Genomic DNA, 12,831 nt, shown 5'->3' with positions numbered 1-12,831 from the left:
GGTGCGCGGGGAGCGGGTGACGGTCGCGAAGATCACGACACGTTTTCGGGACGGACGCGCCGGGGTGATCCCGCTGCCGCCGGGGTCCGTCGGGGACGCCCGGGACCGGGCGAGTTTCCTGGAGACGGACGAGCTGCGCGAGGTCCCGCTGCGGGAGTTCCGGCGCAGGGTGGGGCCGGTCGACCCGGCGGTGTGGGACCGGGTCCGGTACCTGGCGGAGTGAGCGCGTCGGAGCATGGGGCGGAACACCTGCCGGAGGACGTGCTCGAGGACGTGGCGGAACACCTGCCGGAGGACGTGGCGGAACACCTGCCGGAGGACGTGCCCGAGGACGTGGCGGAACACGTGCCGGAGAACGGCGAAGGGGCCGGAGTGGATCTCCGGCCCCTTCGTGTTCCGCCCTCGTGTTCGTCCTGCCCTCGTGGGTCACGCCCAGAGCTGGCCCTGGAGCGTTTCGATGGCTTCCTCCGTCGTCGCGGCGGTGTAGACACCGGTCGACAGGTACTTCCAGCCGCCGTCGGCGACGACGAAGACGACGTCGGCGGTCTCCCCCGCCTGGAGCGCCTTCTTCGCGACGCCGAGCGCGGCGTGCAGGGCGGCCCCGGTGGAGACACCGGCGAAGATGCCTTCCTGCTGGAGGAGTTCACGGGTCCGGGTGACGGCGTCGGCGGAGCCGACCGAGAACCGGGTGGTGAGGACGGAGGCGTCGTACAGCTCGGGGACGAAGCCCTCGTCGAGGTTGCGCAGCCCGTAGACGAGGTCGTCGTAGCGGGGTTCGGCCGCGACGATCTTCACGTCGGGCTTGTGCTCGCGCAGGTAGCGGCCGACGCCCATGAGGGTGCCGGTGGTGCCGAGACCGGCCACGAAGTGCGTGATCGAGGGCAGGTCGGTGAGGATCTCCGGACCGGTGGTCGCGTAGTGGGCGCCCGCGTTGTCCGGGTTGCCGTACTGGTAGAGCATCACCCAGTCCGGGTGCTCGGCGCCGATCTCCTTGGCGACCCGCACGGCGGTGTTGGAGCCGCCGGCGGCCGGGGAGGAGATGATCTCCGCCCCCCACATGGCCAGCAGGTCGCGGCGTTCCTGCGAGGTGTTCTCGGGCATCACGCACACCATGCGGTAGCCCTTGAGCTTGGCGGCCATGGCCAGGGAGATGCCGGTGTTGCCGGACGTCGGCTCCAGGATGGTGCAGCCCGGGGTCAGCCGGCCGTCCTTCTCCGCCTGTTCGATCATGAACAGGGCCGGCCGGTCCTTGATCGAGCCGGTCGGGTTGCGGTCTTCCAGCTTCGCCCAGACACGGACGTCGGCGGACGGCGAGAGCCGCGGCAGGCGCACCAACGGGGTGTTGCCCACCGCGGCCAGGGGGGAGTCGTAGCGCATCCGGATCAGGCCATTCCCGCCCGCCGCCCGGCCGCCACCCCAGCCGGACGCGGCTTCGCCGCGGCAGAACCACCTGCCACGGCCGGCAGGATCGTGACGCTGTCGCCGTCGGTCAGCTTGGTGTTGATGCCGTCGAGGAAGCGGACGTCCTCGTCGTTGAGGTAGACGTTGACGAAGCGGCGCAGCTGGTCGCCCTTGGTGTCGTCGATGAGGCGGGCTCGGATGCCCGCGTGCCGGGTCTCGAGGTCGGCGAAGAGCTCGGTGAGGGTGTTCCCGGTACCCTCCACCGCCTTCTGACCGTCGGTGTACTGGCGGAGGATGGTGGGAATCCGGACCTCGATGGCCATGGCGTGGAACTCCTGTCGGTGTGGTCGTCTGGTAGGTGGGCGCACGGCGGCGCGGGCGGCGCGTGGGGGTGCGTACGCGGTGGAGCCGCCGGGGCTCACGGGCCGTACGGCGGGAGGCTCGGTGTCAACAGATGGCGCTGGCGAGTCTGCACAGGTCGACGTGCAGCCGCGCCACGAGCAGCTTGCCCGGCGTCCTGTCGCTCACGTCATGGAGAACCATGGGCTCATCGTATCGATTCCCGATGGCGGGATCCGAGGGTGGTCTCACACTTCGGAAGACGGCCGATCGGTATGTGGGAAGGGGCAGGTGGGGGCTCCGCCCGGTGCTGCTCGCGCGGGCGCCGGGAGGCGTCGGGAGGGGGCCGGGAGGAGGTCAGTACGCCTCGACGACCTTGATCTCCTCCTCGGTGACCTCGCCGTCCACGATCCGGAACGAGCGGAACTGGAAGTCGCCGAGGCCGTCGGTGTCGGCGGTGGAGACCAGGACGTAGTGGGCGCCGGGCTCGCTCGCGAGGGCGATGTCGGTGCGGGAGGGGTGTGCCTCGGTCGCGGTGTGCGAGTGGTAGACGATCACCGGCTCCTCGTCGTTGTCGTCCATCTCGCGGTACAGCTTGAGCAGGTCCTTCGAGTCGAACTCGTAGAACGTGGGCGAGCGGGCGGCGTTCAGCATGGGGATGAAGCGCTCGGGGCGGCCGGAGCCCACGGGGCCCGCCACCACACCGCACGCCTCGTCGGGGTGGTCCGCGCGCGCGTGGGCGACGATCCGGTCGTACAGCTCCTGGGTGATGGTCAGCATGAGGCTCAGGATAAGCATGCGGGCCGTTCCGTACCGAGGGGTGGTACGGAACGGCCCGCATGCCGGACTCGGGGCACCTCGGCCGGCGGTCGTGCGGGAGTGCCACGAGCACTCCCGCACGACGGGTACGGCCACACGGCAGAACCCCACGGCCGGTGCTCCCGCACGGCCGGCAGGGGCTAGCCGCCGATTTTCTCGAACTCCGGCTCGCGTCCCTCGGTGATCCGCGGATTGCGGCTCTTGAGGGCCACCCAGCCGATCCCCAGGACGAAGGCCCAGCCGGCCATCACGTAGAGGCAGATCCTGGCCTCCGCGTCGATCGCGATGAGGGCGGTGACGAAGAGCAGGAACACGATGGCGATGTAGGAGCACACCGAGCCGCCGGGCGCCGGGAAGGAGGAGGCGGGCAGTCGGCCCGCGACCACCTGGCGGCGGTAGAGGATGTGGCTGATCAGGATCATCAGCCAGGTCCAGATGCCGGCCGCCGTGGCGATGGAGGTGACGTAGCCGAATGCCTTCTCCGGGACGACGTAGTTCAGGACGACGCCGATGCCCATGAAGACCACCGAGGTGGCGATGCCGAGCGCCGGGGTCTTGCTGGAGGACAGCCGCTGGTAGATCCGCGGGGCCTCGCCGTTCTCCGCGAGACTGCGCAGCATGCGGCCCGTGGAGTACATCCCGGAGTTGCAGGAGGACAGGGCGGCGGTCAGCACGACGAAGTTGACGATGGCGGCGCCGGCCGGAATGCCGATCTGGGCGAAGGCCTCGACGAAGGGGCTGACCCCCGGCGCGAACTCGGTCCACTTGACCACGCACAGGATGACGGTGAGGGCACCGACGTAGAACAGGGCGATGCGCCAGGGCAGGGTGTTGATCGCCTTGGGGAGGGTCTTCTCCGGGTTCTTGGACTCGCCGGCCGTGACGCCGACGATCTCGATGGCGAGGTAGGCGAACATGACGCCCTGGAGGGTCATCAGGGAGGACCCGATGCCCTTGGGGAAGAAGCCGTCGAAGGCCCAGAGGTTGGACACCGCGGCGGTGTCCCCGGCGGCGCTGAAGCCGAAGGTGAGCACGCCCAGCCCGATCACGATCATGCCGATGATGGCGGTGACCTTGACCATCGAGAACCAGAACTCGATCTCGCCGAACATCTTCACCGAGATGAGGTTGGCCCCGAAGAGGACGATCAGGAAGACCAGGGCGGTGGCCCACTGCGGGATCTGTGGGAACCAGTAGTTGATGTAGATCGCGGCGGCCGTGAGTTCGGCCATACCGATGACGATCCACATCAGCCAGTACGTCCAGCCGGTGAAGTAGCCGAAGAACGGGCCGAGGAACTCCCGCGAGTACTCGGCGAAGGAACCCGAGACCGGGCGGTAGAGCAGGAGCTCGCCGAGCGCCCTCATGATGAAGAAGATGATCACGCCGGCGAGGGCGTACATCACGATCAGGCTGGGTCCGGCCTTGGCGATGTTCGCCCCGGCTCCCAGGAAGAGGCCGACGCCGATGGCGCCGCCGATCGCGATCATCTGGACTTGACGGCCGCTGAGACCGCGCTCATACCCCTCGTCGGATACGGACTCCGTGTCGACCTGCGGTGAGGCCATGTGGCATGCGCCTTTCTCCATCCCGATCCGGGCCGCTGGTGGGCCCCGGATCGGGGCTCGGTCCCCCCCGGACTGATGGAGCTGAGCGCGTCCGCTCACGCCTGGCCGGCGGTCGCCGGCTCGGTGGCGCACCCGGCGGGCGTACCGATGGTGTTCGCCGGGTGGTCGTGCAGATCTATCACGACCGCAACACTGATCAGCAGCGACTTGTGGCACACATCACAGGAGGAAGTGGACAAACGTCACCAGGAAAATACAGAGGCGGCGGAAGCCTTGACAGGATCGCCACACGGGCTTGAGTGTCCTCTGAGCGAACACATCGGCGGACTTTTCCGAACATCCCGGTCAGATGTACGGCATGGGCGGCGCCCTGCGCCGAGAGCGCGGCGCCGTGCCGGCGGGCGTGACACGGCGCCGCCGGCCACGTGGTTCCCCGAGCCGCACGGTGCGGCCCGGCAGTGCCGTAGGCCGCGCGGCCTACGGCATCAGGGTCGAGACGAGGGTCTCCTGGAGGCCGCCGAGCCACAGGTACGCCATCACCATGGGCTTGCGCGGATCCTCGTCCGGGAGGCGGAAGAGGAGGTCGGTGTCCTCCTCCTCGCCGATCTCCAGCCGGGACCCGATCGCCAGCCGCAGGTCGTTGAGCGCGCCGAGCCACTGCCGGGACTCCTCGGCGGAGAGCTCGAGGACCGCCCCTCCCCTGCCGGCCGCGGTGAGGCCGTCCAGGGAGCGGATCACCGCGAGGGCGTTCTCGCGCTTGCCGGCCCGCAGGTCGTTCTCGGTGAAGCGGCGGAACTCCGCGGAGTGCGCCCGCCGTTGCTCGGCGTCCTTGGCCGAGGCAGGCTCCTCGGGGCCGCCGTAGGCGTCCGGGAAGAGCCGGCGCAGCACGGGGTCGGCGGGCGGTTCGCTCGGACCCTCGGCGAAGAGTTCGGCGAGCGGGTCGCCGGAGGCCTCCGCGGCCGGGCCGGGGCCGATCAGCTCCATGAGCTGCACGGCGAGGGACCGGATGATGGAGATCTCGACGTCGTCGAGGGCGACGGTCGCGCCGCCGCCGGGGAGCGGTTCGAAGTGTCCTGACATGGAGGCGATTCGCTACTTCCGGTCCTGCGGGCGGGGGCGGGTCACGGGCGGGCTGCTGTGCGGTTTTCCGGTCCTGTCCGGGCTACTTCCGGTCCTGCTGGAGAGTGGCCCACAGGCCGTAGCCGTGCATGGCCTGGACGTCGCGTTCCATTTCCTCGCGGGTGCCGGTGGAGACGACGGCCCGGCCCTTGTGGTGGACGTCGAGCATGAGCTTGGTGGCCTTGTCCTTGGAGTAGCCGAAGTACGCCTGGAAGACGTACGTCACGTAGCTCATGAGGTTGACCGGGTCGTTGTGGACGAGGGTGATCCAGGGGACGTCGGACTCGGGCACGGCGAAAACCTCTTCCGCCGACTCGGTGCGTTCGATCTCCAGGGGTGCGGGTGACGTCACACTGCCCATGCTGCCACCGGAAGGGGCCGGGAGTACAAACCGGCGTACGTGGTCGGGGACACCGAACCGAAATCGTCAGAACGACGAAAAGGGGGTAGCATCCGTCATATGAACACAGCGGACCTTGGGCTGCCGGTGACTGTTCCGTCGACGGCGCTCTTCACCGACCACTACGAGCTGACGATGCTGCAGGCCGCCCTGAGCGGTGGCACCGCCGACCGGCGCAGCGTGTTCGAGGTCTTCACCCGGCGCCTGCCGGACGGCCGCCGCTACGGCGTGGTGGCCGGCACCGGGCGGGTCCTGGACGCGGTGGAGAACTTCCGTTTCGACGGCCCCCTCCTCGACTTCCTGCGCGAGAAGAACGTCGTCGACGGGCCGACCCTCGACTGGCTGGCCGACTACCACTTCACCGGGGACATCTGGGGCTACCCGGAGGGCGAGGTGTACTTCCCGGGCTCGCCGATCATGCGGGTCGAGGGCAGCTTCGCGGAGTGCGTGCTGCTGGAGACGGTGGTCCTGTCGATCCTCAACCACGATTCGGCGATCGCTGCGGCGGCCTCCCGGATGTCCTCCGCCGCCGGGGACCGGCCGCTGATCGAGATGGGCGCCCGGCGCACCCACGAGCTGGCCGCGGTGGCCGCCTCCCGGGCCGCCTACGTGGGCGGCTTCGCCTCCACCTCCGACCTGGCGGCCGGGTTCCGCTACAACATCCCGACCGTGGGCACCTCCGCCCACGCCTTCACCCTGGTGCACGACAGCGAGCGCGACGCCTTCCGGGCGCAGGTGGACTCCCTCGGCGCCGGTACGACGCTCCTCGTGGACACCTACGACGTGACCGAGGCGGTCCGTACGGCCGTCGAGATCGCCGGCCCGTCCCTGGGCTCGGTCCGGATCGACTCCGGCGACCTGCTCCTGGTCGCGCACCGGGTGCGGCAGCAGCTGGACGAGCTGGGCGCCACCGGCACGAAGATCACCGTGACCTCTGACCTCGACGAGTACGCCATCGCCTCGCTGGCCGCCGCGCCGGTGGACGCGTACGGCGTCGGCACCCAGCTGGTGACCGGTTCCGGGCACCCGACGGCCTCCATGGTCTACAAGCTGGTCGCCCGCGCCGAGTCCGCCGACGCCGGGGCGCCGCTGGTACCCGTGGCGAAACGGTCCACCGGCGGCAAGACCTCCATCGGCGGCCGCAAGTGGGCCGCGCGCCGGCTGGACGAGCGCGGTGTCGCCGAGGCCGAGGTGATCGGCACCGGGCAGGTGCCCGAGGAGCTGGCCGACCGGCAGCTGCTGGTGGAGCTGGTCAAGGGCGGCGAGGTGACCGCGACCGCGCGCGAGCCGCTGGACCGGCTCCGCGAACGGCACGCCGCGGCCCGCGCCGGCCTGCCACTGTCCGCGACCCAGCTGTCCCGCGGGGAACCCGTCCTTCCGACGGAGTACCTGCACCTGGGCTCGGGTAGCTAACGGCTGTCCCGCGAGTCCTTGTCCGTGATCCCCCTGTCCCCCATTCCGCAGCCGACCCCCGACCGATCCCCAGCCGAAGGAATCCGACCATGCGCCGCGCCTTGATCGTCGTCGACGTGCAGAACGACTTCTGCGAGGGGGGCAGCCTCGCCGTGTCCGGCGGTGCGGATGTGGCCGCCGCCATCACCGAGCTGATCGCACGGGTGCCCGGCGGGTACCGGCACGTGGTGGCCACCCGCGACCACCACATCGCCCCCGGCGGCCACTTCGCCGACAACCCCGACTTCGTCCACTCCTGGCCCGCGCACTGCGTCGCCGGGACGGAGGGGGCCGGCTTCCATCCGAACTTCGCCCCCGCGGTCGCCTCCGGCGCGGTCGACGCCGTCTTCGACAAGGGGGCGTACTCGGCGGCGTACAGCGGCTTCGAGGGGGCCGAGGAGAACGGCGTGGCGCTGGCCGACTGGCTGCGCGCCCGCGAGATCGACGAGGTGGACGTGGTGGGCATCGCCACCGACCACTGCGTCCGGGCGACCGCCCTGGACGCCGCCCGTGAGGGTTTCCGCACCCAGGTCCTGCTGGACCTCACCGCGGGGGTGGCCGCACAGACCACCGAGCGGGCGCTCGACGAGCTGCGCGGGGCGGGTGTGGAGCTCTCGGGCAAGCCGGTCGTGCAGTGAGGGAACCCCGCCGGGGCGGAGGTGCGCCGGTCGAGTGCGAACCGGCCGGTCGGGCGGGTGCCGGGCGGGCACGAGCCGGTCAGGCGGGCACGAGCCGGTCGGGCGAGGGCCGGTCAGGCGGCCGGGCGGACACGAGCCGGCCGAGCGGACACGAGCCGGTCAGGCGGGGGCCGGTCAGGCGGGGGCCGCGGGGCGTCTGAGCAGGGCGCGGATCGGGTGCCACAGCTCGACCACCCGGTCGTCGGGACCGGACGGGCCGGGGCCGGGCAGGACCGCGCTGTCGGGGGCCGTGCGCCATATGAGGCCGTCGGGGTGGTGCAGCACCGCGGTGATCTCGTCGGGGCTCGGCGGAGCCGCGTTGCCTCGCAGATAGACGGCCCGCAGGCCCAGGTTGCGCAGCCTCGTCAGGGCGCGTGCCCGGTTGCGCGCGTGCACGAGGAAGCGCACCGAGCCGGGGCCGGCGACGGGGCTGGGCAGGTTCAGTGCCACCACCACGGTGCCGTTCGGCAGCTTGCTGAAGCCTCCTGCGGCCATGGAATTCATACCCCCGTCGGACCAGGTGTCAATAAGAGCGTCACAGGACGCACCTAAACACGGATCGGCGGCAACCCGCCAGTGGGTCGCCGCCGATCACGTTTTGACCTGGTAAGACGCGGTTTACTTCGTTGCGCGGCTTACTTCGAGGTGGATCGTCGAGCCGTCCTTGGCCTCCTTGACGATCTTGATCTTCGTGTTGGTGTCAGTGATCTTGACGCCGCCGCCCGGGTTCGCCTCGTCGTAGTAGGTGTGGGCGCGGTCGTCGAAGACCGACACACCCTTCGAGGAGCGGATCTTGGTCGCGACGCCGCTCTTGTGCAGCGTGATGCCGTCCGTGCCGAAGGTGCTGAAGGTCGAGTCGTACGTCTGGATGCGGTTGCGCATCAGCGTGCCGTCGGACCACTTCAGCACGGCCGGGTGCGCGTCGACCGGCAGGACCAGGCCCGTGCCCGGGTGCCGGCTGGTGTTGTTGTCCGCCTGCGAGGTGTCCCACTTCCAGATCAACAGGCCGTTCTGGTAGGGGAAGTGCTCCACCCAGTCCGGACGGCTGTTCGCGAAGCCGAAGTTGTACGGGCCGACCTTGAGAGTCTTGTCGTACGACACGTACTGGCGGTTCTCGGCGATGTAGTACTGCGCGTAGTCGTGGGTGAACGACGCGCCGATGCGGGAGAAGCCGTTCGCCGTCCAGGCGGCGTCGGCGGTCTCGGCGTTGTCCGTGAACAGCGCGGTGCCGTCCGCGGTCACCGAGATCCGGTCGGCCGCGAAGCCCTTCATCGCCAGACCGCCGTCGGTCTGGTAGCGGAAGCGCAGGTCGATCCGCTGACCGGCGTAGGCGTCCAGCGGGTAGGCCAGCGGCTTGTAGCCGTCGACCGTGCCGTGCAGGGCCGGCTTGTCGCTGCCGTCGCGCGGGAGCGGCGAGCCGTCCACCGTGCCGTCCAGGACGGTCCAGTTGGCGCCGCCGTCGGTCGAGACCTCGGCGTAGAGGAAGTCGTAGTTGGCCTCGATCTCGTACCAGCCGTCGAGCGTCAGCTCGGCCGTCGAGGCGCCGGTGAGGTCCACGGAACGGGTCAGCGTGTTGCGCAGATCGTCACCGCTGCCGCTCCACCACTGGGTCCGGCCCTCGGCGGGGGCCACGATCTCGGTGGTGACCGCCTTCTCGGGCAGTTCGACCACGAGGGCCTGCTTGTCCTTGGTGTTGTACTCGGCGTAGCCCAGCTTGTGCTTCGACTTCGTCGCGGCCTTGGCCGTGTCGTAGTCCAGCCAGCCCAGCTGGAGCTTGTCCCAGGCGGTCATGTCGCCGGGCAGGTCGCCGATCTCGTTCTTCCCGGTGCCGAGCCAGGAACCGGAGGACATCAGGGTCCAGAAGCCGGTGGAGTTCTCGCCGCCCGCGGTGTCGTAGTGGTCCGGCAGGCCGAGGTCGTGGCCGTACTCGTGGGCGTAGACGCCGAGTCCGCCGTTCTCCGGCTGGATGGTGTAGTCGCCGGCCCAGATGCCGGTGTCGCCGACGGGCGCGCCGCCGAGCTTGTTGTGCTCGGGGCCGGTGGCTCCGGCGTCGGTGCCGAAGGCGTACCAGCGGTGGGCCCAGATCGCGTCCTCGCCCTGGGCGCCGCCGCCGGCGGACTCGTCCTCGCCGGCGTGCACGACCTGGAAGTGGTCGATGTAGCCGTCGGGCTCGTTGAAGTCGCCGTCGCCGTCGAAGTCGTAGCGGTCCCACTCGTCGAACTTCGCGACGTCCGCCTTGATCTCGGCGTCGGTCGCCCCCGCCGCCTTCTGCTGGGCGACCCACGCGTTCAGGCCGTCGCTGACGACGTTCCACACGCTCGAGCAGGTGCTGGCGCCGCAGGCGTTGTTGCCGTAACGGGCCTCGTTGTAGGGGACCTTGACCCAGTCGGAGACCTGGCCCTCGACGGAGTAGCGGCCCGAGGACTGCTTCTCGAAGTACGTCTTGACCGACTCGACACCCTTGCCGGCGCCGAAGTACATGTCCTCGAAGTGCTTCTGGTCGTAGTCCGCCTGCCACGCGGTGGAGTTGTCCGTGCCGCGGTCCGGCTCGGCGATCTCGTTGTGCAGCGGGCCGCGGGTGCCGCCGTAGCGGCTGTCGATCTCGTCGCCGAACTCGACCAGGATCGTGAAGATCTTGTCGGTCTTCTCGCGGCCGAGCTCGACGTACTTGCCGGTGCCCTTCTTGCCCTTGCCCTTGCCCTTGAGCTCGACGACCTTCGAACCGTTCCGGTCCTTGACCGAGGACTCGCCGGATATGACCTGTTTCAGGGCCTCCTGGCGCTGGGCGTCCTGGGTCTTGGAGAGCGGGCCCTCGAGGTCGTGCTCGACGTGGTTGTGTTCCGCCGGGTCCTGCCGGTCCACACCGGCCGGCCGGTCGGCCCCTCCGGCCGTGTCGGCCTGGGCCACGGTGAACGCAGAGCAGGTGGCGGCGATCGCCGCCAGTGCCACGCCTGTCGCGGCCGCTCTGGACGTCCAGGGTCTACTGGTCACTTGAGATCCCCTCTGGCGTGCGCGTGCGCGAAGGTGGAGTCCGGGTGACGGATAGTCGCGCACACGTGATCAACGCGTGTAGTCAAGTGACCACATTTGACTAGAGGTTCAGCAGAAAAAACAGACCTTGACTTGAACAGGTCAACTGCATTACACGGAGAAGGGGTTCGTTTTACGGACACGGGAGGGCCGTTTACGGACATGGGGGGTCTGTTTCACCGTCGAGATGACTCCGTGCGCCCCCTGTGCACCAGTCCTGTCGGTTAGGTCATGCTTACTGTGCGTTCCGCTCGGGCACTCTCGCGGTTAGAGTCGCTTGGCGGCACACCGTTGAGCCGGTGGAACGCCAGGCCGACAGCCCCCGACTCACGAGGACACGATGGCCATGCCCCGTCCGACTGTCGCTCAGTTCGCCTACGGTTCGTGCACCGTGGTCTTCTCCACCTTCGCCCTGCTGCTGTTGTCACGGACGAGTTCGGGCGTGGGCATCGCGCTCGTCGTCGTCGCGGCGCTCGCTCTCGGACTGCTGGTGGCCATGACGGTGCCTCAGCCGCAACCCCGCCCCGCCCCGGTGCTGCGGTCACTGCCGCAGGAGCCGGTCCGGGCGACCCTCCCCTCGCCGGCGACCGTGCCGGCCCGCGAAGCCGTGCGGGAGCGGGCGGTTTCCTGAGACCGGCCGGCCGCGGGTGTCCCTCACCGGAGGCCCGCCGGCCGGTCCCGTGTCACCGGGTGCTGACCACGACCGTCTTGGCGGCCTTGTCGTGCAGGCCCTGCTTGTAGGGCTTGTCGAAGAAGCTCCAGCCGCCCGCGATCACGGTCCACACGCAGGCACAGCAGAACGCGAACGGAATCCACAGCACGGCGGCACGCACCAGTGACGTCTGCACGGAGGGCGTCGAGCCGTCGGACAGGTCGGCCACCCGCAGCTTCAGCCACTTCTTGCCGAGGGTCTGCCCGGAGCGGGAGATCAGGACGGTGTCGTAGGCGATGTAGAGGACCGCGACGACGAGGGACTGGATGAAGGACTTGCCCATGTCGACCCGGTCGCCGCTCACGTCGTACTCGCTCACGCCGAACGGCCAGGTGAGCAGCCAGACGACAAAACCCACCATGATCATGTCGATGATCCTGGCAAGGGTGCGCCTGCCGCTGTCGGCGAGGGGCGGCATCCCGGCGAGGGGGTCGCCGGGGCCGGAGCCGTACGGGCTGCCACCACCACCCCCGTAGGGACCTCCACCGCCTTCCCCGTACGGGCCACCGGCGCCACCGCCATAGGGGCCGCCACCACTGCCGTGGGGGTCGCCGCCCCCGCTCCCGTACGGACCGCCACCGTAAGGGCCGCCCCCTTGCTGCGGCGGGGGCTGACCGCCGGGCGGGGGGTGCTTCTTGAACGGGTCGTCGTCCGGCGGCTGCTGACCGGAGCCGGGGGGCGGTTCGCTACTCATGGCCCGAGTCGACCGCGAACCCCCCGGTCGCGCATCCGGCGAGCCGCCGTCCGGAGTACCGGTGCCGTGGCCCGCCCGCGCAGCCGGTCCGAAGAAGTGACTCCCCGTCTGTTCCCCGCCCGGTTCCCCGTGGTCCCGGCCGGGTCAGCCCGCCACGAACGTGTGCGCGGCCTTGTCGTGCCAGCACTGCCGCCACGGCTTGTCGAACAGGCACCACAGGACGCCCACCACACCGACGACGAGCACTCCCGGGATGCTGTAGACCAGCCAGCGGCGCAGAGCCGCGCCGAACCCGGGCACGTCGTGCCCCTCGATGTCCCGCACCTCGAGACCCAGCAGCTTCTTGCCCAGGGTGCGGCCCCACTTGGCGGTGGGCAACACCTCGCAGAGGACACCGCCGAGGAGGAGGACGGCGAGGACGATGCCCAGGTACACCGACGTGGTGCCGTCGAGCAGCCACACCGTGACGGTCCTGCCGGACAGCTTGGCCGCGTCGATCTTCTCGTTGATGTGGTCCGCCGCCGCGATGCCCAGCGGTACGGCGGCCAGGGCGGTGACGCCGCCGAGGACGACGGTGTCCAGCAGCCGCGCCGTCAGCCGCTTGCCGAGCCCCGCGGGGC

15 protein-coding genes and 1 pseudogene are annotated in these 12,831 nt (G+C 69.9%); 4 read left to right on the top strand and 12 right to left on the bottom strand.

Going from position 1 to position 12,831, the window contains the following annotated elements; translation table 11 throughout:
- A pseudogene (locus AOK11_RS30250) lies at positions 1 to 223 on the top strand (type II toxin-antitoxin system PemK/MazF family toxin); the annotation flags it as partial.
- 203 nt (positions 224 to 426) lie between these two features.
- Here the strand turns inward: AOK11_RS30250 and AOK11_RS30245 are convergent.
- The 8 genes from AOK11_RS30245 to clpS all read right to left on the bottom strand — a co-directional run bounded on the left by AOK11_RS30245 (position 427) and on the right by clpS (position 5,607).
- Entirely contained in the window at positions 427 to 1,377 is a 951-nt protein-coding gene (locus AOK11_RS30245; RefSeq protein WP_055596885.1) for a PLP-dependent cysteine synthase family protein, read from the bottom strand.
- Positions 1,378 to 1,382: 5 nt separating this feature from the next.
- A complete protein-coding gene (locus AOK11_RS30240) occupies positions 1,383 to 1,724 on the bottom strand; it encodes a MoaD/ThiS family protein (RefSeq protein ID WP_055596884.1) in 342 nt (113 codons plus the stop codon).
- 124 nt (positions 1,725 to 1,848) lie between these two features.
- A complete protein-coding gene (locus tag AOK11_RS46485) occupies positions 1,849 to 1,944 on the bottom strand; it encodes a putative leader peptide (RefSeq protein ID WP_324618299.1) in 96 nt (31 codons plus the stop codon).
- A gap of 153 nt (positions 1,945 to 2,097) precedes the next feature.
- Entirely contained in the window at positions 2,098 to 2,520 is a 423-nt protein-coding gene (locus AOK11_RS30235; protein ID WP_055596886.1) for a M67 family metallopeptidase, read from the bottom strand.
- Between the two features lie 179 nt (positions 2,521 to 2,699).
- On the bottom strand, positions 2,700 to 4,127 hold the full coding sequence (locus AOK11_RS30230; protein WP_055596883.1) for an amino acid permease: 1,428 nt from the start codon (positions 4,125 to 4,127) through the stop codon (positions 2,700 to 2,702).
- Between the two features lie 95 nt (positions 4,128 to 4,222).
- Positions 4,223 to 4,366 (bottom strand): hypothetical protein, encoded by a 144-nt coding sequence (locus AOK11_RS44140; protein WP_157869479.1) that lies wholly within the window; start codon positions 4,364 to 4,366, stop codon positions 4,223 to 4,225.
- Between the two features lie 238 nt (positions 4,367 to 4,604).
- A complete protein-coding gene (locus AOK11_RS30225) occupies positions 4,605 to 5,207 on the bottom strand; it encodes a DUF2017 domain-containing protein (RefSeq protein ID WP_055596882.1) in 603 nt (200 codons plus the stop codon).
- A gap of 82 nt (positions 5,208 to 5,289) precedes the next feature.
- The gene (gene clpS, locus AOK11_RS30220) at positions 5,290 to 5,607 is read right to left on the bottom strand and encodes an ATP-dependent Clp protease adapter ClpS (protein WP_055596881.1); all 318 of its coding nucleotides are present in this window, start codon (positions 5,605 to 5,607) and stop codon (positions 5,290 to 5,292) included.
- A gap of 99 nt (positions 5,608 to 5,706) precedes the next feature.
- Between clpS and AOK11_RS30215 the strand changes: the two genes are divergently transcribed.
- Both AOK11_RS30215 and AOK11_RS30210 read left to right on the top strand, forming a co-directional pair.
- Positions 5,707 to 7,059 (top strand): nicotinate phosphoribosyltransferase, encoded by a 1,353-nt coding sequence (locus tag AOK11_RS30215; protein WP_055596880.1) that lies wholly within the window; start codon positions 5,707 to 5,709, stop codon positions 7,057 to 7,059.
- A gap of 89 nt (positions 7,060 to 7,148) precedes the next feature.
- Entirely contained in the window at positions 7,149 to 7,736 is a 588-nt protein-coding gene (locus AOK11_RS30210; RefSeq protein ID WP_055596879.1) for a nicotinamidase, read from the top strand.
- Between the two features lie 174 nt (positions 7,737 to 7,910).
- Here the strand turns inward: AOK11_RS30210 and AOK11_RS30205 are convergent, their stop codons facing one another.
- Positions 7,911 to 8,270, bottom strand: coding sequence for a hypothetical protein (locus tag AOK11_RS30205; RefSeq protein ID WP_055596878.1), 360 nt, complete (start codon positions 8,268 to 8,270; stop codon positions 7,911 to 7,913).
- Between the two features lie 123 nt (positions 8,271 to 8,393).
- On the bottom strand, positions 8,394 to 10,766 hold the full coding sequence (locus AOK11_RS30200) for an immune inhibitor A domain-containing protein (protein WP_055596877.1): 2,373 nt from the start codon (positions 10,764 to 10,766) through the stop codon (positions 8,394 to 8,396).
- A 379-nt stretch (positions 10,767 to 11,145) separates the two neighbouring features.
- Here AOK11_RS30200 and AOK11_RS30195 point away from each other — a divergent pair, with 379 nt between their 5' ends.
- Entirely contained in the window at positions 11,146 to 11,436 is a 291-nt protein-coding gene (locus tag AOK11_RS30195; protein WP_055596876.1) for a hypothetical protein, read from the top strand.
- 52 nt (positions 11,437 to 11,488) lie between these two features.
- On the opposite strand, the gene AOK11_RS40840 is transcribed toward AOK11_RS30195, so the two are convergent.
- Both AOK11_RS40840 and AOK11_RS30185 read right to left on the bottom strand, forming a co-directional pair.
- The gene (locus AOK11_RS40840; protein WP_079035177.1) at positions 11,489 to 12,211 is read right to left on the bottom strand and encodes an RDD family protein; all 723 of its coding nucleotides are present in this window, start codon (positions 12,209 to 12,211) and stop codon (positions 11,489 to 11,491) included.
- Between the two features lie 144 nt (positions 12,212 to 12,355).
- A partial coding sequence (locus tag AOK11_RS30185; protein WP_167353854.1) for an RDD family protein occupies positions 12,356 to 12,831 on the bottom strand: 476 nt, incomplete at its 5' end.

The sequence above is a fragment of the Streptomyces hirsutus genome (assembly GCF_001418415.1).
Taxonomy (GTDB): domain Bacteria; phylum Actinomycetota; class Actinomycetes; order Streptomycetales; family Streptomycetaceae; genus Streptomyces; species Streptomyces hirsutus.
Note: the sequence above shows the minus strand (reverse complement) of the source record. Positions and strands in the feature narration are given on the sequence as shown.